Below are 18,000 nucleotides of genomic sequence, written 5' to 3'. Positions count from 1 at the left end.
GCCTGCTCGCGAAGACGCCTGATCAGGCACCAGAGAAACCGCAGGCATAAAAAAAGGCCATCCGAGGATGGCCTTCAAAAAACTAGAGAGGTTTTTTACTTACACCGCCGCAACCGGGCGCATGTAAGAGATCGGTGCGGTGCTGGCGTCTTCGAACGTCACCACTTCCCACGCATCTGTCTGCTCAATCAATTTGCGCAGCAGCTGGTTGTTCAGTGCATGACCGGACTTGAAGCCTTTGAACTCACCAATCAGGCTGTTGCCCAGCAGGTACAGGTCGCCAATCGCGTCGAGGATCTTGTGTTTGACGAATTCGTCTTCATAACGAAGACCGTCTTCGTTCAACACGCCATCAGCGTCGACCACGATCGCGTTTTCCACGCTGCCGCCGAGTGCGAGGTTGTGCTTGCGCAGGTACTCGATGTCACTCATGAAACCAAAGGTACGGGCGCGGCTGACTTCTTTTACGAACGAAGTGCTGGAAAAATCCACGCTTGCACTTTGGGTGCGGTCCCGGAATACCGGGTGATCGAAATCGATCTCGAAGCTCACCTTGAAGCCTTCGAAAGGGACGAAAGTGGCGCGCTTGTCGCCGTCCTCCACTGTCACTTCACGCAGGATGCGGATGAATTTCTTGGCGGCGTCCTGTTCTTCCAGGCCAGCCGATTGAATCAGGAATACGAAGGGTCCAGCGCTACCATCCATGATCGGGACTTCGGACGCGGAGAGCTCGACGTAGGCGTTATCGATGCCCAGGCCAGCCATGGCCGAGAGCAAGTGCTCTACCGTGTGCACTTTGACGTCGCCTTTAATCAACGTCGTCGACATAGTGGTCTGACCAACGTATTCCGCGCGGGCAGGAATCTGCACCACAGGATCGAGGTCAGCGCGACAAAACACAATGCCAGTGTCGACAGGCGCAGGCTTGAGGGTCAAATAGACCTTCTCACCGGAGTGCAGGCCGACACCTGTGGCACGGATAATATTTTTCAGTGTGCGTTGTTTAATCATGGCATGGGCCGCTTGAGCGCAAATTGCGAACTGGTATCAACAAAGGCTGGCGATGATAGCAGACCATGCCTTTGCTGAACACCAATCACCTTCATAGCCCTGATACATTCCATCAATCGGCCTGACGACGCAGGAATGCCGGAATGTCCAGGTAGTCCAGGTCATCCTGCGGATTCATCTTCGCGGCAGCCGCAGCACCGGCCTGAGCCTGGTTGCGCATGACGGTCGGACGGTCCAGATCACGGTAGTTCACCGCTGGCTGATCCTGACGGGCCGGAGCTGGTTGTTGCACCTGCGCCGAAGCCATGGAAGTGTGAACGGTGTTGTCGATGACCTTCACAGGCTTCTCGATTTTCGCGCCCAGACCGGTGGCAACCACGGTTACGTGCAGCTCGTCGCGCATGTCCGGATCGATAACAGTACCGACCTTGACCATCGCGTGCTCGGAAGCGAACGCTTCGATGATCGAACCAACGTCGGAGTACTCACCCAGGGACAGGTCAGGACCGGCGGTGATGTTCACCAGAATACCGCGCGCGCCTTGCAGGTTGACGTCTTCCAGCAGCGGGTTGCGGATTGCCGCTTCGGTAGCTTCACGTGCACGGTTCGGACCGCTGGCGCAGCCAGTGCCCATCATCGCCATGCCCATTTCGCTCATCACGGTGCGCACGTCGGCGAAGTCGACGTTGATCATGCCCGGACGCTTGATGATGTCGGAGATACCGCGAACGGCACCGGCCAGAACATCGTCAGCCTTGGCGAAAGCCGACAAGAGGCTTGCGTCTTTGCCGAGGATGGTCAGCAGTTTTTCGTTCGGAATGGTGATCAGCGAGTCGACGCTTTCCGAGAGCATGCGAATGCCTTCGTCGGCGATCTGCATACGCTTGCGGCCTTCGAACGGGAACGGACGGGTCACGACCGCAACGGTCAGGATGCCCATTTCCTTGGCCACTTCGGCGATGATCGGCGCTGCGCCGGTACCGGTACCGCCGCCCATGCCGGTGGTGATGAACACCATGTTGGTGCCGGCCAGCACTTCAGCGATGCGCTCGCGGTCTTCCAGAGCGGCTTGACGGCCGACCTCAGGATTGGCGCCGGCACCCAGGCCTTTGGTCACGCCGGTGCCCAGTTGCAGGATGGTCCGCGCGCCGATGTTTTTCAGCGCTTGAGCATCGGTGTTGGCGCAGATGAATTCAACGCCTTCGATGTTGCTCTTGACCATGTGATTGACAGCGTTGCCGCCGCCACCGCCGACACCGATAACTTTGATTACCGGGCTTGCGGGGATGTTGTCTACGAGTTCGAACATTTTCCCTCTCCTTACATTCTCTAGTTTTTTCGCCTACTGCTGTTTGTAGCGGTGTATCTACTGCAGTTGCTTGCCGCTTGAAGCTTGTCGCTCCAGGCTGCTTTTAAAAGTTGCCCTGAACCCACTTTTTCAGTCGGTCCAGCAGCGGCGCCTGAGGCTCTTCGCTGCTGTAGCTGTCGCGGCTGCCGATGCCGGAGAACGAAACTCCGTCGGACTGCTTCTGCAGGCCGTACATCAACAAACCGACGCCAGTGGAATAAATCGGGTTGCGTACCACGTCATCCAGACCTTTCACGCCATGCGGTACACCGAGGCGCACCGGCATGTGGAAGATCTCTTCGGCCAGTTCAGTGGCGCCTTCCATTTTCGACGTACCGCCGGTGAGCACGATGCCCGCCGGGATCAGGTCTTCGTAGCCGCTGCGACGCAGCTCAGCCTGGATCAGGGTGAACAGTTCGTCGTAACGCGGCTCGACCACTTCGGCCAGGGCCTGACGCGACAGTTCGCGCGGTGGACGGTCGCCAACGCTCGGCACCTTGATGGTTTCGCCGGCACCGGCCAGTTTGGCCAGGGCGCAGGCGTAACGGATCTTGATCTCTTCGGCGTACTGGGTCGGAGTGCGCAACGCCATGGCGATGTCGTTGGTCACTTGATCACCGGCAATCGGGATTACCGCGGTGTGACGGATCGCGCCCTCGGTGAAGATCGCAATGTCGGTGGTGCCGCCGCCGATGTCGACCAGGCACACGCCCAGTTCTTTTTCGTCGTCGGTCAGCACCGAGTAGGCCGAGGCCAGTTGCTCGAGGATGATGTCGTCGATCTCCAGACCGCAGCGGCGCACGCATTTTTCAATGTTCTGCGCAGCGTTGACGGCGCAGGTGACCACGTGAACCTTGGCTTCCAGACGCACGCCGGACATGCCCAGCGGCTCGCGCACGCCTTCCTGGTTATCGATCACGTAATCCTGCGGCAGGGTGTGCAGCACGCGCTGGTCAGCCGGGATCGCCACGGCCTGAGCGGCGTCGAGCACACGCTCAAGGTCCGCCGAGCTGACTTCGCGATCACGGATCGCGACGATGCCGTGGGAGTTCAGGCTGCGGATGTGATTGCCGGCCACGCCGACGAACGCCGAGTGAATGCGGCAGCCGGCCATCAGCTGGGCTTCTTCGATCGCGCGCTGGATCGACTGCACGGTGGATTCGATGTTGACCACCACGCCCTTCTTCAGGCCGCGGGACGGATGCGTGCCGATCCCGACGATTTCCAGCTGGCCGTCGTCCGCGACCTCGCCTACCAGCGCCACCACTTTGGAGGTGCCGATATCCAGACCGACGATCATTTTGCCGCTTTGCACGTTTGCCATGGGTCCTGCCTCTTCTTAATTCTTTGCGACAGCGGGTTGGGCTGTCGTCGGCGCTACGGGTTCCCGCCAGCCAACAGCGAGGCCGTTGGCGTAGCGCAGATCGATGCGCGCAATGTTCGTAATCTGCTCTTTCAGCGTCTTGTCATAGATGGCGATGAAGCGGCGCATCTTTTCCACCAGGTTGCCGCGTCCCAGCAGCAACTCGATGCCGGGGCCGGAACTGCCGGCACCGGTGGTCAGGAACCAGCTGCCGCGTTCACGCAATTCCAGGCGTGCAATCGAAAAACCCAGCGGGCGCAACATCTGGCTCAGCACCTGATACTGCTGCATCACCTGCTGCTGAGCCCGTTGTGGGCCGAACAGCTGCGGCAGGTGTTCGTAATTCGCCAGTTCCTTGGGCGTGAACGCCTGACCCTGATTGTTCAGCAGCGACTCGTCGCCCCATCGGGCCACCGGCAATTGCTCTTCGAGGCTGATCACCACCTGGTCCGGCCACACCCGGCGCACTTCGGCATGAGCGATCCATGGCATCTGTTCCAGCTCTTTGCGCATGCCGGCGAGGTCGATGGTGAAGAAGCTCGACGCCACGAACGGCGCGATCCGCTGCTGCACCGCCTGCTGGCTGATGTAGCTGAGGTCGCCCTGCACCGCGATCTTGCTGATCGGCCGGTCGGCGTACGGCAGCAAACGCTGCGCGCCTTCGTACGTACCAAAGCCCAGTGCTACCAGCAGCACTGGCCAGAACAGGCTTTTCAGAAAGCTGAAATTGGCTTTCGGCAGGCGCGCGGACATCGGCTCTTTCGCCACCATTCGGCTGGCACCCCGCGGCACCGGCTTGCGGCCGGGTGCGGGTGGCTGATGTCTGAGATGAGCGCCTTGCATGGTCTTAACCTCGCGCCTCTGTTGCGCCTGCGTCTTCAACGCTGGCGGCCAGAATGGCCAGAACCAGTTGCTGGAAATCCAGACCGGCAGCCCGCGCCGCCATCGGTACCAGGCTGTGATCGGTCATGCCCGGTGCGGTATTGACTTCGAGGAACCAGAACTGCCCGTCGGCGTCCTGCATAACGTCCGCCCGGCCCCAACCGGCGATACCCAGCGCCTCACAGGCCTTGGCCGTGAGTTCCATGAGTTCCTGTTCCTTGGCCGCGTCGAGCCCGCACGGAATGCGGTACTGGGTATCGTTGGCGATGTACTTGGCGTCGTAGTCGTAGAACGTGTGCGGTGTACCCAGGGCGATTGGAGGCAACACCTGGTCACGCAGGGTGGCGATGGTGAACTCCGGACCTTGAATCCATTGCTCGACCAACACTTGCGAATCGTAGGTACTGGCCGCTTTCCATGCGTCGATCAACTCGGACGCAGAATTCACTTTGGCCATCCCGATACTTGAACCTTCATGCGCCGGTTTGACGATCAAAGGCAAGCCCAGTTCCGTCGCCGCCGAAATACAATCGGCTTCGCTACACAGCACGGCGTGACGCGGCGTCGGAATCCCGAGGCTGTGCCAGACCTGCTTGGTGCGCAGCTTGTCCATGGCCAGTGCGGAAGCAAGAATGCCGCTGCCGGTGTAAGGGATACCGGCGCACTCGAGCAGGCCCTGCATGCTGCCGTCTTCGCCGCCGCGACCGTGGAGAATGATGAAGGCGCGGTCGATCTTTTCGCTGAGCAGACGCTGCAGGAAGTCTTCGCCCACATCGATGCCGAACGCGTCGACGCCAGCGCTTTGCAGCGCTTCGAGCACGGCGTTACCGGATTTCAGCGAAACCTCACGCTCGGCACTCAGGCCGCCGAAGAGCACGGCGACGCGGCCGAAGTCTTTCGGCGCGATGGTGGAGAACAGCTTGGCGTAGGCAGCAGTCATTTCAACTTCCCCTCGACCGGCGCCGCCACGGCGCCGGCGAACAATTCACTTTTCAACAGCTTCGGCGCGAGACCGCCGATATCTCCAGCGCCCTGGCACAGCAGAATGTCGCCGGCGCGCAGCAGCGGCTTGACCAACGGCGCCAGGTCAACGCCCCGCTCGATGTAGATCGGGTCGAGCTGACCGCGCTGGCGGATGCTGTTGCACAGCTTGCGGCTGTCGGCGCCCGGGATCGGCTCTTCGCCGGCCGGATAGACTTCCATCAGCAGCAGCACGTTGGCGTCGGCCAAGACATTGACGAAATCGTCGTACAGGTCGCGAGTGCGGCTGTAGCGGTGCGGCTGGTAGACCATCACCAGACGACGCTCCGGCCAGCCACCACGTACGGCTTTGATCACCGCAGCGACTTCGGTCGGGTGATGGCCGTAGTCGTCGACCAGCATCACATTGCCACCGTCGACCGGCAGTTCACCGTAGACCTGGAAGCGTCGACCGACACCCTGGAAGCCCGACAGGCCCTGAACGATGGCTTCATCGCTGACGCCTTCGTCGGTAGCGATGCAGATGGTCGCCAGCGAGTTGAGCACGTTGTGATTGCCCGGCATGTTCACCGACACGTCCAGCGGCTCGCGATCCGGGCGCAGCACGGTAAAGAAGGTCTGCATGCCCTGCTGGCGCACATTGATTGCGCGTACGTCGGCGTCTTCGCTGAAGCCGTAGGTCACGGTCGGACGTTTCACCAGCGGCAGGATTTCACGCACCACCGGATCGTCCAGGCACATCACCGCCAGACCGTAGAACGGCAGGTTGTGCAGGAATTCGACGAAGGTTTTCTTCAGTTTGTTGAAGTCACCGTCGTAGGTCGCCATGTGGTCGGCGTCGATGTTGGTGACCACGGCCACCAGCGGCTGCAGATGCAGGAAGCTCGCATCGCTTTCGTCCGCTTCGGCGATCAGGTAACGGCTGGTGCCGAGCTGGGCATTGGTGCCCGCTGCATTCAGGCGACCACCAATGACGAATGTCGGGTCCAGACCACCGGCCGCGAACACCGAAGCGATCAGGCTGGTGGTAGTGGTTTTGCCATGGGTACCGGCGACGGCGATACCGTGGCGATAGCGCATCAGCTCGGCGAGCATTTCTGCACGCGGCACCACTGGAATCCGGCGCTCAAGGGCAGTCGCCACTTCCGGGTTGGACGTGTTCACTGCGCTCGACACCACCAGCACGTCGGCGGTAGCGGCGTTCTCGGCACGGTGACCAATGAAGATCTGCGCGCCAAACGATTCAAGGCGCTCGGTGACCGGCGACGCTTTCAGGTCGGAACCGGAGACTTGGTAGCCCAGGTTCAGCAACACTTCAGCGATACCGCACATGCCCACGCCGCCGATGCCGACGAAGTGGATGCGACGGATGCGGCGCATTTCCGGTTGTGGCATGGCTTTCTGATTCTCAACCATGGGCCACCTCCAGACAGGTATCGACCACGCTACGGGTGGCATCGGGTTTGGCCAGTCGGCGGGCCGCTTGGGCCATTGCTTCGAGTCGTTGCGGTTGCATCAAGACCTCTGTCAGGCGCGCGGCAAGATCCGCGGCACCAGTCGTTCTTTGCGGCATCAGGAAGGCAGCGCCTTCGCGGGCCAAATAATCGGCGTTGCGGGTCTGGTGATCGTCGATCGCGTGGGGCAAAGGCACCAGCATCGAGGGCAGACCGGCGGCCGCCAGCTCACTGATGGTCAACGCGCCAGCGCGGCACACCACCAGGTCAGCCCAGCCATAGGCCTGGGCCATGTCTTTGATGAACGGCTGCACCTGCGCTTCCACACCCACGGCGCGGTAACGCTCGGCAGTCACTTCATCGTGATTTTTGCCGGCCTGATGAAACACTTCCGGGCGCAGGTCGGCAGCGACTTGGGCCAGGGCTTCAGGCAGCAATTTGTTCAACGGTTCTGCGCCCAGGCTGCCGCCAAGGATCAGCAAACGCGCTTTGCGCCCGGCCAGCGCAGGTCGCGATGTGTCGAGGAACAGCTCGCTGCGCACCGGATTACCGGTGGTACGGCGGCTGTCCGACAGAGTAAAGGTGTCGGGGAACGCTTCACACACTCGGGCGGCGAACGGCACCAGCAACCGATTGGCGGTGCCGGCGACAGCGTTCTGCTCGTGAACGATCACTGGCACGCCAGCCAGTTTCGCAGCAAGGCCACCAGGGCCGGTCACATAACCGCCGAAGCCAACCACACACACCGGCTTCAGACGGCGCATGATCGCCCGCGCCTGCCACACCGATTTCAGCAGCATCAGCGGCGCCTTGAGCAGCGACAGCTTGCCCTTGCCGCGCAGACCGCTGGCGTCGATCCGGTGCAGTTCAAGCCCTGCCGCCGGAACCAGTTCGTTTTCGATCCCGCGTGGCGTGCCGAGCCAGTGCACGGTGTAGCCGCGCGCCTGAAACTCGCGGGCACAGGCCAGCGCCGGGAACACGTGGCCGCCGGTACCGCCGGCCATGATCAATACGTTAGCGCCCATGAGTCGGCTCCTCGGCGAAGTCGCTCTCCTGGAATTCCATCTCTTCGCTGCCCAGGTGGGTTCGACTCTCCCACTCGATGCGCAGCAACAGGCCCAGACAGGCGCAGCAGATCACCAGCGAGCTGCCGCCGTAACTGAGGAACGGCAAGGTCAGACCCTTGGTTGGCAGCAGGCCGACGTTCACACCGATGTTGATCAGGAACTGACCAATCCACAGGAACGACAAGCCGTAAGCCACGTAAGCGGCAAAGAACTGCTTGGCCTTCTCCGCCCACAGGCCGATGTACATGCCGCGAATACACACGAACACGAACAGCGCGACGGTGCACAGCGAACCGACCGCACCGAGTTCTTCGGCGAGTACCGAGAACACGAAGTCGGTGTGCGCTTCCGGCAGGTAGAACTGCTTCTGCACGCTGTTGCCCAGGCCGACGCCCAGCCACTCGCCGCGACCAAACGCGATCAAGGCCTGCGACAACTGATAACCGGCGCCGAACTGGTCGGCCCATGGGTCGGCGAAGTTGGTCAGACGCGCCATTCGATAGGGCTGCATCTGGATCAGCAGAACCACCGCGCCAACCGCCAGCACCACCATCAGCGAGAAACGGAACAGCCCGACCCCGCCAAGAAACAGCATCGCCGCCGCCGCGCCCATCATGACTACGGTGGCACCGAAGTCCGGTTCCATCAGCAACAGACCGGCCATCGGCAGCAGGACGATGAACGGCTTGAAGAAGCCCATCCAGCTCTCGCGTACTTCTTTCTGCCGGCGCACCAGATAACCGGCGAGGTAGATCACCACGAACACCTTGGCGATTTCCGACGGCTGCACGTTGAAGAAGCTGAAACCGATCCAGCGCATCGAACCGTTCACTTCGCGACCGATGCCGGGGATGATCACCATCACCAGCAGGCCGAACGCACCGATCAGCATCATCCAGCCGAGGCGCTGCCAGGTGGCGATCGGAATCATCATGGTGACGATGCACGCGCCCAGGCCCAGCACTACATAGATAAGGTGGCGAATCATGTAATACAGCGGACTGCCCGACTGCGCCGCCGCCACTTCGGTGGACGCCGAAGCGATCATGATCAGGCCCAGACCCAGCAGCGCCAGGCAACCGGCGAGCATCGGGAAGTCGAGGTCGATGCCACGCCCGGTGATCAGCGGCGACGGGTACGGCTTGATGATGTTTCTCAGGTTCATGCCAGTTCCTCCACAGCGCGGACGAACTGGTGACCACGGTCTTCGTAATTCTTGAACATGTCGAAACTGGCGCAGGCCGGCGACAGCAGCACCACGTCACCCGGCTGGGCAGCGGCGCGGCATTGCTCAACGGCGTCGACCAGCGAGGTCGCGCGAATCAGCGGCACGGCATCACCGATGGCTGCGCCGATCTTGTCGGAGTCGCGGCCCATCAGCACCACAGCGCGGCAGTTGGCCGCCACCGGATCACGCAGATCGTTGAATTCGGCGCCTTTGCCGTCACCGCCGGCGATCAGAATGACCTTGCCGTCGATGTCTGCGCCCAAACCTTCGATGGCGGCCAGAGCGGCGCCAACGTTGGTGGCTTTGGAATCGTTGTAATAGGCCACGCCGTCGAGATCGCGCACCCATTGGCAGCGATGCTCGAGGCCGGCAAACGTACGCAGCGCCGCGAGCATGGCGTCGAACGGCAGGCCCACAGCGTGACCCAGCGCCAATGCGGCGAGCGCGTTGGACTGGTTGTGCGCGCCGCGAATTTTCAACTCACGCACCGGCATCAGATTCTGGAATTCGAAGGCCAGGTACTTCTCGCCATCTTCTTCGCGAATGCCGAACGCTTTGAAATCCGGTTTGCTCAGGCCAAAGGTCCAGCATGGCTGGCCTTCGCCGATCAATGGGCGGCTCAGGGCATCCTGACGGTTGACCACAAACTGCTTCGCGCCCCGGAAGATCCGGTGCTTGGCCAGGTGATACGCCGGCAGACCGCTGTAGCGATCCATGTGGTCTTCGCTGATGTTCAGCACGGTGGCGACTTCGGCGTTGAGCTGGTCGGTGGTTTCCAGCTGGAAACTCGACAGCTCCATGACGTACAACTCGACATCGTCGCTGAGCAGATCCAGCGCCGGCGTGCCTAGGTTGCCACCGACAGCGACGCGCTTGCCGGCCGCAGCTGCCATCTCGCCGACCAGAGTAGTGACGGTGCTTTTCGCGTTGGAACCGGTGATCGCGACGATCGGCGCCCGCGCGTTACGCGCGAACAACTCGATGTCGCCGGACATTTTCACGCCACGGGCAGCGGCGGCTTGCAGGGCCGGGGTCGCCAGCGCCAGGCCGGGGCTCACGTAGAGCTCGTCGGCACGGCAGAGGAATTCGACGTCCAGCTCGCCACAACGCACTTCCACGTGCGGATAGTCACGCTTGAGCGTGGCCAGTTCCGGTGGATTGTCCCGCGTGTCGGCCACAGCAAACGACGTGCCCCGGTTCGCCAGGAAGCGAACCAGGGACATGCCGCTCTTGCCGAGGCCGACAACGATGCGGAAGTGGTCAGAAGCGATCAGAGACACTCGTTCTACCTCAGCTTCAGGGTGGCAAGGCCGACCAGGACAAGAATCACGGTGATGATCCAGAAACGGACGATCACGCGCGGCTCGGGCCAGCCCTTGAGTTCAAAGTGGTGGTGAATCGGCGCCATGCGGAACACACGGCGACCGGTCAGCTTAAAGGAGGCAACCTGAATGACCACTGACAGGGTTTCCATCACGAACACACCGCCCATGATGAACAGGACGATTTCCTGACGGACGATCACCGCAATGGTGCCCAGTGCCGCGCCGAGTGCCAGGGCACCGACGTCGCCCATGAACACTTGCGCTGGATAAGTGTTGAACCAGAGGAAACCGAGGCCGGCACCGATCAGCGCGCCGCAGAACACAATCAGCTCGCCCGCACCTGGTACGTAAGGAATCAGCAGATACTCGGCGAATTTCACGTTACCCGACAGGTAGCAGAAAATCCCCAGACCGCCGCCGACCATCACCGTCGGCATGATCGCGAGGCCGTCGAGGCCGTCAGTCAGGTTGACCGCGTTGCTCGAGCCGACAATGACGAAGTAGGTCAGCACGATGAAACCGGCGCCCAGCGGAATGCTGTAGTCCTTGAGCATCGGCAGGATCAGCGTGGTTTCCACCGGCGTGGCGGCAGTCATATAAAGGAAGATCGCTGCGCCGAGGCCGAACACCGACTGCCAGAAGTATTTCCAGCGGCTCGGCAGGCCACGGGAGTTTTTCTCGATGACTTTGCGGTAATCGTCGACCCAGCCGATGGCGCCGAACAGCAGGGTCACCAGCAGCACCACCCAGACGTAGCGGTTGCTCAGGTCAGCCCAGAGCAAGGTGCTGACGCCGATCGAAGACAGAATCAGCGCGCCACCCATGGTCGGCGTACCGGATTTGGACAGGTGCGATTGCGGGCCGTCGTTACGTACCGACTGGCCGATCTGACGGTTCTGCAGAGTACGGATCATCCACGGGCCATAGCACAGCGACAAGACCAGCGCGGTCAGCACACCGAGAATCCCGCGCAGGGTCAGGTACTGGAAGACCGCGAAGCCTTTGTAGAACTGTTGCAGATACTCCGCTAGCAGCAGCAGCATTAATGTTTCTCCAGACTGGACCCGCACAGAGCCGCAACGATGTTTTCCATCGCTGCGCTGCGCGAACCCTTGATCAAAATGGTGGTGTTTGTGTCCTGCTCGGCGGCGAGGGCCTGGATCAGCTCGGCCTGGGTGCCGAAGTGCTGCGCCTGCTCACCGAAAGCGTTTACCGCGTGGACCATGTTCGGCCCGACCGCGTAAAGCGCGGAAACCTTGCCTCGGGCGTACTCGCCCACATCGCGGTGCCCCTGCTCCGCCCAGTCGCCCAACTCGCCGATATCCCCGAGCACCAGGACGGTGCGGCCGGAAAAGCCGGCGAGTATATCAACGGCCGCGCACATCGAGGTGGGGTTTGCGTTGTAGGTGTCATCGATCACGCGCATGCCGTTTTTCGCCAGTTGCGCGACGGTGCGCCCCTTGACCGGTTGCACCGCGCCCAGCCCAGTGGCGATGCCGAACAGCGACACGCCCAAGGCGTGGGCAGCAGCCGCGGCAGCCAGGGCATTGGCGACGTTATGGGTACCGAGCAGGTTCAGTTGCACGCGCTCGCTACCTTCAGGGGTGTGCAGGTTGAACGCCGGGCAACCGCGGGCATCAGTGGCCAGATCGCTGGCGTGGAAATTCGCCTCGCTGTTGCTCAGGGCGAAGGTCAACACCTGACGACCGGCAGCGCGGGTCTTCCAGATACCGAAGGCCTTGTCATCGAGGTTGAGCACGGCGATGCCATCGGCGGCCAGACCCTCGATGATTTCGCCTTTGGCTTCGACGATTTTTTCCGGACCGCCGAACTCACCGACGTGAGCGGTGCCGGCGTTGTTCAGGATCGCTACGTGCGGCTTGGTCAGGCCGACGGTGTAGGCGATTTCACCGAGACGCGAAGCGCCCAGTTCGATCACGGCCGAGGTGTGTTCCGGCGCCAGTTCGATCAGGGTCAGCGGGACGCCGAGGTCGTTGTTCAGGTTGCCACGGGTCGCCAGCACCGGACCGCGCGTGCGCAGGATGCTCGCGAGCATTTCCTTGACCGTGGTCTTGCCGCTGGAACCGGTTACCGCCGCTACTGGCTGGGTGAACGCAGCACGGTTCAACGCGCCGAGTTGGCCGAGGGCCTGACGGGTGTCCTTGACCAGCAATTGCGGCAGCGCGCTGTCGGCGACTTCGCGCTCGACCAGTGCCGCCACGGCGCCTTTGCCGGCGACGTCGTTCAGGTAGTCATGACCGTCGAAACGTGGGCCGGTCAGGGCGATGAACAACTGGCCGGGCTGGATCGCACGACTGTCGATACTGACGCCGTCGAAACTCGCGTCAGCGCCGATCAAACGGGCTTCGAGTGCGTTGGTCAATTCGCTGAGTGTCAGGGCCTTAAGCATGGGCCACCTCCCACGCGGTCAGGGCATGATCAGCCTCGACCAGATCGGAAAACGCATGGCGCACGCCGTTGATTTCCTGATAGTCCTCGTGACCCTTGCCGGCGAGCACAATCACGTCGTCAGCGGTTGCGCCGGCGATCAATTGCGCGATGGCCTGGCCGCGACCGGCGACGAAGGTAACTTTATCCACAGCGGTGAAACCGGCGCGGATGTCGTCGAAAATCACACCGGGATCTTCGGTGCGCGGGTTGTCGTCGGTGACCAGCACCTGGTCGGCGAGACGCCCGACCACTTCGGCCATCAACGGACGTTTGCCGCGATCACGATCACCGCCGCAGCCGAACAGGCACAGCAGTTGACCTTTGACGTGTGGGCGCAATGCGGTGAGAACTTTTTCCAGCGCATCCGGGGTGTGGGCGTAATCGACCACCACCAGCGGTTGCGTGCCGCCACCCAGACGCTGCATGCGCCCGGCCGGGCCTTCGAGCTTCGGCAGCACTTTGAGAATTTCGTCGAGGGCGTAATCCAGACCGAGCAAGGCACCGACTGCCGCCAGAACGTTGCTCAGGTTGAAACGGCCGAGCAGCGTACTGCGCAGATGGTGTTCGCCCTGCGGCGTGACCAGTGTGGCGCGCACGCCGTGGTCGTCGAATTGCGCTTCGCGGCAGAACAGGTAGGCGTTGCTGTCGAGCAGGCTGTAGGTGATCAAACGCGACTCGCGTTTTTCCGCCGCCAGTTGCCGGCCGAAATCGTCGTCGAGGTTGACCACGCGGCACTTCAGGTCATTCCAGGCGAACAGCTTGGCCTTGGCCTCGGCGTACGCCTGCATGGTGCCGTGATAATCCAGATGGTCACGTGACAGATTGGTCATCACCGCCACGTCGAACGCCAGCGCGGTGACCCGGCCCTGATCCAGACCGTGGGACGATACTTCCATGGCCACGGCTTTGGCACCGGCCTTTTTCAGGTCACCCAGTGTCGCTTGCACCGCAATCGGATTCGGCGTGGTGTGCAGGCCGCTTTCCAGCGCGCCGTAGAAACCGGAACCGAGGGTGCCGACGATGCCGCAATGCTGGCCGAGCAGATCCAGCGCCTGCGCGACCAGTTGGGTCACGCTGGTCTTGCCATTGGTGCCGGTGACGCCGATCAGGTTCAGGTGATGACTCGGCTCACCGTAAAAACGCCCGGCGATGTCCGACAGCTGCGCCGCCAGCCCCTTGACCGGAATCAGCGGTACGTCAGTGATCGGCAGCACAGTGGCGCCTTCGACTTCATAAGCCACGGCAGCGGCGCCGCGCTGCAAGGCATCGGCGATGTGCGCACGGCCATCGAAGCGGCCGCCGGGCACAGCGAGAAACAGATCGCCGGCGCGCACGTTGCGGCTGTCCAGCGCCAGTTCACGGATCAACAGATCGTGGCCGGCGTGGGGAAATATCTTGTTCAGACTTAATGACATCAGCCGCGCCCTCCATTGGCTTTCAGCGGAACGACCGGGGTGGCATTGGCCTGTTGGGTGGTCGGCAGGTTGTCCGGGGTCACGTTCATCAGGCGCAGCGTGCCGGACATCACACGGCTGAACACCGGCGCCGACACCAGACCACCGAAGTAACCGGCCTTGGTCGGTTCATCGATCACCACCACGATGGCGTAACGCGGATCACTCATCGGACCGAAGCCGGCGAACAGCGAGCGGTAGGAATTTTCTGCGTAGCCCTTGGTGCCGACCGAGGTCTTGCGCGCGGTACCCGACTTGCCGCCGACGTGATAAGCCGGCACCTGCGCACGGAACACGCCGCGCGGCGCCTCGATCACTTGCTGCAACATGCCCTGCATGGTTTTCGCCACGGCTTCGGGCAGCACTTGCGTGGTCTGCGGCATCTTGTCGGTTTTGATCAGGGTCAGCGGCGCGAGGCGACCGTTGTTTGCCAGTGCCGAGAACGCATGCACCAATTGAATCGCGGTCACGGAAATACCGTAGCCGTAAGACAAGGTTGCAGTTTCAGCCTTGCGCCATTCGCGGTAGTTGGGCAGATTGCCGACACGTTCGCCGGGGAAGCCCAGGCCGGTGTCCTGACCAAGGCCGACTTTCTGCGCGAGACGGAAAATGGTTTCGCCGCCGATATCGAAGGCGACTTTACTCATGCCGACGTTACTGGAATTGATCAGGATGCCGGTCAGATCGAGCACCGGCCCTTCGGTCTTCGACACGTCTTTGATGGTGTATTTGCCGATCTGCAACGAGCCTGGATACACCTCGACGGTGTCGCTCGGTTTCCAGCGGCCGGTTTCGATCGCCGCGCTCATGGAAATGGCTTTCATGGTCGAACCCGGCTCGAACACGTCGATCATGGCGCGGTTGCGCATCATCGCCGGTTGCAGGTTGCGACGGTTGTTCGGGTTGTAGGTCGGCTGGTTGACCATGGCCAGGATCTCGCCGGTCTTCACGTCCATGATCACCAGACTGCCGGCCTTGGCGCCGTTCTCGATGATCGCGTTGCGCAGTTCGCGGTTGGCCAGGTATTGCAGACGCAGATCAATCGACAACGCCAAGGGCTTGCCGGCCTTGGCGTTTTTGGTGACCTGAACATCCTTGATCAGCCGGCCACGGCGATCCTTGATGACTTGTCGTTTGCCCGGCACCCCGGCCAGCCATTCGTCATAGGCCAGCTCGACGCCTTCGCGACCGTGATCGTCGATGTCGGTAAAGCCGACCATGTGCGCGGTGACTTCACCGGCCGGATAGAAACGACGAAATTCTTCGATGCCATAGACGCCCGGCACTTTCAGATCGAGCACAGCCTGGCCCTGCTCGGGAGTCAACCCGCGCACCAGATAAATGAATTCTTTGTTGGCCTGGGCTTCGAGGCGTTCGCTTAGCGCTTTCGGGTTCTGGCCCAGCGCGGCGGCGAGTGCCGGCCACTTCTCTTTGGCCGACTGCATTTCCTTGGCGTTGGCCCACAGCGTGGTCACTGGCGTACTGACGGCCAGAGGCTCGCCGTTACGGTCGGTGATCAGGCCACGGTGCGCCGGAATCGGAATGTGCCGCAGGCTGCGCGCGTCGCCCTGGCCCTTGAGGAAGTCACGGTCGACCACTTGCAGGTCGATGATCCGCCAGCAGATCGCCGCGACCATCAGACCGAGTAGCGCCACCATCAGGCGGAAGCGCCATGGGAACAGTGCGCCTTCGAGTTTCATCATGGCGCCACCATCTTCACGTCAGCCGCGCCAGGGATGTGCATTTTCAGTTGTTCGGTGGCTAGCACTTCGATGCGGCTGTGCGCGGTCCAGGTGCTCTGCTCGAGAATCAAGCGACCCCACTCGGCCTGCGCCTTGTCGCGCACGCTGAGTTCGTTATAAAGGGTGTTGAGCAACTGCCGGTTCCAGTGCGCGCTGTACGACACGGCAATGGCCGAAAACAGCACGCCGATAAACAGCAGCAGCATCAGAAAGCTGCCGCCGGGCAGTGGTTTGGCGAAAAGCTTGCTCACCGCAACTTCTCCGCGACACGCATGACGGCGCTACGGGAACGTGGGTTGGCTTTGAGTTCGGCGTCGGAGGCCGTCTGCGCTTTGCCGTGGATTTTGATTTTCGGTTCGAAGGCGACGTGGCGAACCGGCAGGTTGCGCGGCAGATTGTCAGCCTCGCCTTTCACCAGCTTGCGCATGAACAGTTTGACGATGCGGTCTTCCAGCGAGTGGAAGCTGATGACCACCAGACGACCGCCAACTTCCAGCGCTTCCAGCGCGGCGTCGAGGCCGGCTTCCAGATCGCCGAGTTCGTTATTGACGTGAATGCGCAAACCCTGGAACGCGCGGGTGGCTGGGTTCTTGCCCTTTTCCCACGCCGGGTTGGCGACTTTCAGCACTTCGGCCAGATCGGCGGTGCGCTCGAACGGCTTGATGTCACGACGCTCGGCGACGGCACGGGCCATGCGCCCGGAGAAACGTTCTTCGCCGTATTCCTTGAACACCCGGGCGATTTCTTCCACCGGCGCGGTGTTGACGAATTCGGCAGCGCTGATGCCACGGGACGGGTCCATACGCATGTCCAGTGGACCGTCATTGAGGAAACTGAAGCCGCGCTCGGCATCATCGAGCTGCGGCGACGACACGCCGAGGTCGAGCAGAATGCCGCTGACCTTGCCGGTCAGGCCTTGCTCGGCAACCACCGAACCGAGCTCGGCAAAGCTGCGCTGCACAACGACAAAGCGGCCGTCTTCGGCCGCTAGCGTTTGCCCGGTGGCAATCGCTTGAGGATCCTTGTCGAATCCGATGAGTCGACCGTCCGGCCCGAGCTGGCTGAGGATCAACCGACTGTGCCCGCCGCGCCCGAACGTGCCGTCCAGATAGCAGCCATCAGGACGTACGGCGAGAGCCTCGACGGCCTCGTCAAGCAGTACGGTGATGTGGTTAAAGCCGCTATCAATAGTCACAGGATCAAATCACGCAGTTCATCAGGCATCGCGCCCGGTTGTTGAATAGCAGCAAGGTCAGCGGCAGATACCGCATTCCATGCATCCTCGTCCCACAATTGGAACTTGTTCAGTTGGCCGACCAGCATCGCGCGCTTATCGAGCTTGGCGTATTCGCGCAAACGCGGCGGAACCAGGAAACGACCACTGCCATCGAGTTCGAGGTCGACGGCATTACCAATCAATAAACGTTGCAGGCGACGGTTCTCTTCGCGAAGCGAAGGGAGTGCGCGCAACTTGGTTTCAATAATTTCCCACTCATCGAGCGGATAGACACACAGGCACGGATCAACGGCATCAATGGTCACGATCAATTGGCCGGAACTGCGCGAATCGAGCTCGTCACGGTACCGGCTCGGCATGGCGAGACGGCCCTTTGCATCGAGACTGATAGCGTTAGCTCCGCGAAACACGTCAGCGTTTCTCCAATTTTTATCGTTTTGAGCTCAAAAAACCCACT

The 18,000-nt window shown here is 61.7% G+C and carries 16 protein-coding genes; all 16 read right to left on the bottom strand.

Annotated features, from left to right (window positions below):
• Positions 1–99 precede the first annotated feature (99 nt).
• The 16 genes from lpxC to mraZ all read right to left on the bottom strand — a co-directional run bounded on the left by lpxC (position 100) and on the right by mraZ (position 17,953).
• Complete coding sequence (lpxC, locus tag KVG85_RS24785; RefSeq protein ID WP_116031548.1) at positions 100–1,011, bottom strand: UDP-3-O-acyl-N-acetylglucosamine deacetylase; 912 nt, start codon at positions 1,009–1,011, stop codon at positions 100–102.
• Positions 1,012–1,123: 112 nt separating this feature from the next.
• On the bottom strand, positions 1,124–2,320 hold the full coding sequence (ftsZ, locus tag KVG85_RS24780; RefSeq protein WP_217865271.1) for a cell division protein FtsZ: 1,197 nt from the start codon (positions 2,318–2,320) through the stop codon (positions 1,124–1,126).
• A gap of 103 nt (positions 2,321–2,423) precedes the next feature.
• A complete protein-coding gene (gene ftsA / locus KVG85_RS24775) occupies positions 2,424–3,683 on the bottom strand; it encodes a cell division protein FtsA (RefSeq protein WP_016773282.1) in 1,260 nt (419 codons plus the stop codon).
• Between the two features lie 15 nt (positions 3,684–3,698).
• On the bottom strand, positions 3,699–4,565 hold the full coding sequence (locus KVG85_RS24770) for a cell division protein FtsQ/DivIB (protein ID WP_217865270.1): 867 nt from the start codon (positions 4,563–4,565) through the stop codon (positions 3,699–3,701).
• 4 nt (positions 4,566–4,569) lie between these two features.
• A complete protein-coding gene (locus KVG85_RS24765) occupies positions 4,570–5,544 on the bottom strand; it encodes a D-alanine--D-alanine ligase (protein ID WP_016773280.1) in 975 nt (324 codons plus the stop codon).
• Positions 5,541–7,001 carry a UDP-N-acetylmuramate--L-alanine ligase gene (gene murC / locus KVG85_RS24760; protein ID WP_039761387.1) on the bottom strand — a complete coding sequence of 487 codons (1,461 nt, stop codon included), beginning with the start codon at positions 6,999–7,001 and terminating at the stop codon, positions 5,541–5,543. Before murC ends, KVG85_RS24765 begins: the two co-directional genes overlap by 4 nt.
• Positions 6,994–8,064, bottom strand: coding sequence for an undecaprenyldiphospho-muramoylpentapeptide beta-N-acetylglucosaminyltransferase (murG, locus tag KVG85_RS24755; protein WP_151551037.1), 1,071 nt, complete (start codon positions 8,062–8,064; stop codon positions 6,994–6,996). The genes murC and murG overlap by 8 nt, the downstream gene beginning before the upstream one ends.
• Positions 8,054–9,271, bottom strand: a complete 1,218-nt coding sequence (gene ftsW, locus KVG85_RS24750; protein WP_016773276.1) for a putative lipid II flippase FtsW — start codon at positions 9,269–9,271, stop codon at positions 8,054–8,056. The genes murG and ftsW overlap by 11 nt, the downstream gene beginning before the upstream one ends.
• The gene (gene murD / locus KVG85_RS24745; RefSeq protein WP_217865269.1) at positions 9,268–10,614 is read right to left on the bottom strand and encodes a UDP-N-acetylmuramoyl-L-alanine--D-glutamate ligase; all 1,347 of its coding nucleotides are present in this window, start codon (positions 10,612–10,614) and stop codon (positions 9,268–9,270) included. Before murD ends, ftsW begins: the two co-directional genes overlap by 4 nt.
• 5 nt (positions 10,615–10,619) lie before the next feature.
• The gene (gene mraY, locus KVG85_RS24740) at positions 10,620–11,702 is read right to left on the bottom strand and encodes a phospho-N-acetylmuramoyl-pentapeptide-transferase (protein ID WP_016773275.1); all 1,083 of its coding nucleotides are present in this window, start codon (positions 11,700–11,702) and stop codon (positions 10,620–10,622) included.
• Positions 11,702–13,069, bottom strand: a complete 1,368-nt coding sequence (locus tag KVG85_RS24735) for a UDP-N-acetylmuramoyl-tripeptide--D-alanyl-D-alanine ligase (RefSeq protein ID WP_024014246.1) — start codon at positions 13,067–13,069, stop codon at positions 11,702–11,704. The genes mraY and KVG85_RS24735 overlap by 1 nt, the downstream gene beginning before the upstream one ends.
• On the bottom strand, positions 13,062–14,525 hold the full coding sequence (locus KVG85_RS24730) for a UDP-N-acetylmuramoyl-L-alanyl-D-glutamate--2,6-diaminopimelate ligase (RefSeq protein WP_217865268.1): 1,464 nt from the start codon (positions 14,523–14,525) through the stop codon (positions 13,062–13,064). Before KVG85_RS24730 ends, KVG85_RS24735 begins: the two co-directional genes overlap by 8 nt.
• Complete coding sequence (locus KVG85_RS24725; RefSeq protein WP_174823877.1) at positions 14,525–16,264, bottom strand: peptidoglycan D,D-transpeptidase FtsI family protein; 1,740 nt, start codon at positions 16,262–16,264, stop codon at positions 14,525–14,527. The genes KVG85_RS24730 and KVG85_RS24725 overlap by 1 nt, the downstream gene beginning before the upstream one ends.
• The gene (gene ftsL / locus KVG85_RS24720; RefSeq protein WP_016773269.1) at positions 16,264–16,557 is read right to left on the bottom strand and encodes a cell division protein FtsL; all 294 of its coding nucleotides are present in this window, start codon (positions 16,555–16,557) and stop codon (positions 16,264–16,266) included. The genes KVG85_RS24725 and ftsL overlap by 1 nt, the downstream gene beginning before the upstream one ends.
• Positions 16,554–17,501 carry a 16S rRNA (cytosine(1402)-N(4))-methyltransferase RsmH gene (gene rsmH, locus KVG85_RS24715; RefSeq protein ID WP_024014247.1) on the bottom strand — a complete coding sequence of 316 codons (948 nt, stop codon included), beginning with the start codon at positions 17,499–17,501 and terminating at the stop codon, positions 16,554–16,556. The genes ftsL and rsmH overlap by 4 nt, the downstream gene beginning before the upstream one ends.
• Entirely contained in the window at positions 17,498–17,953 is a 456-nt protein-coding gene (gene mraZ / locus KVG85_RS24710) for a division/cell wall cluster transcriptional repressor MraZ (RefSeq protein ID WP_007917012.1), read from the bottom strand. The genes rsmH and mraZ overlap by 4 nt, the downstream gene beginning before the upstream one ends.
• Positions 17,954–18,000: the final 47 nt, after the last annotated feature.

Source organism: Pseudomonas triticicola (assembly GCF_019145375.1).
GTDB lineage: Bacteria > Pseudomonadota > Gammaproteobacteria > Pseudomonadales > Pseudomonadaceae > Aquipseudomonas > Aquipseudomonas triticicola.
Note: the sequence above shows the minus strand (reverse complement) of the source record. Positions and strands in the feature narration are given on the sequence as shown.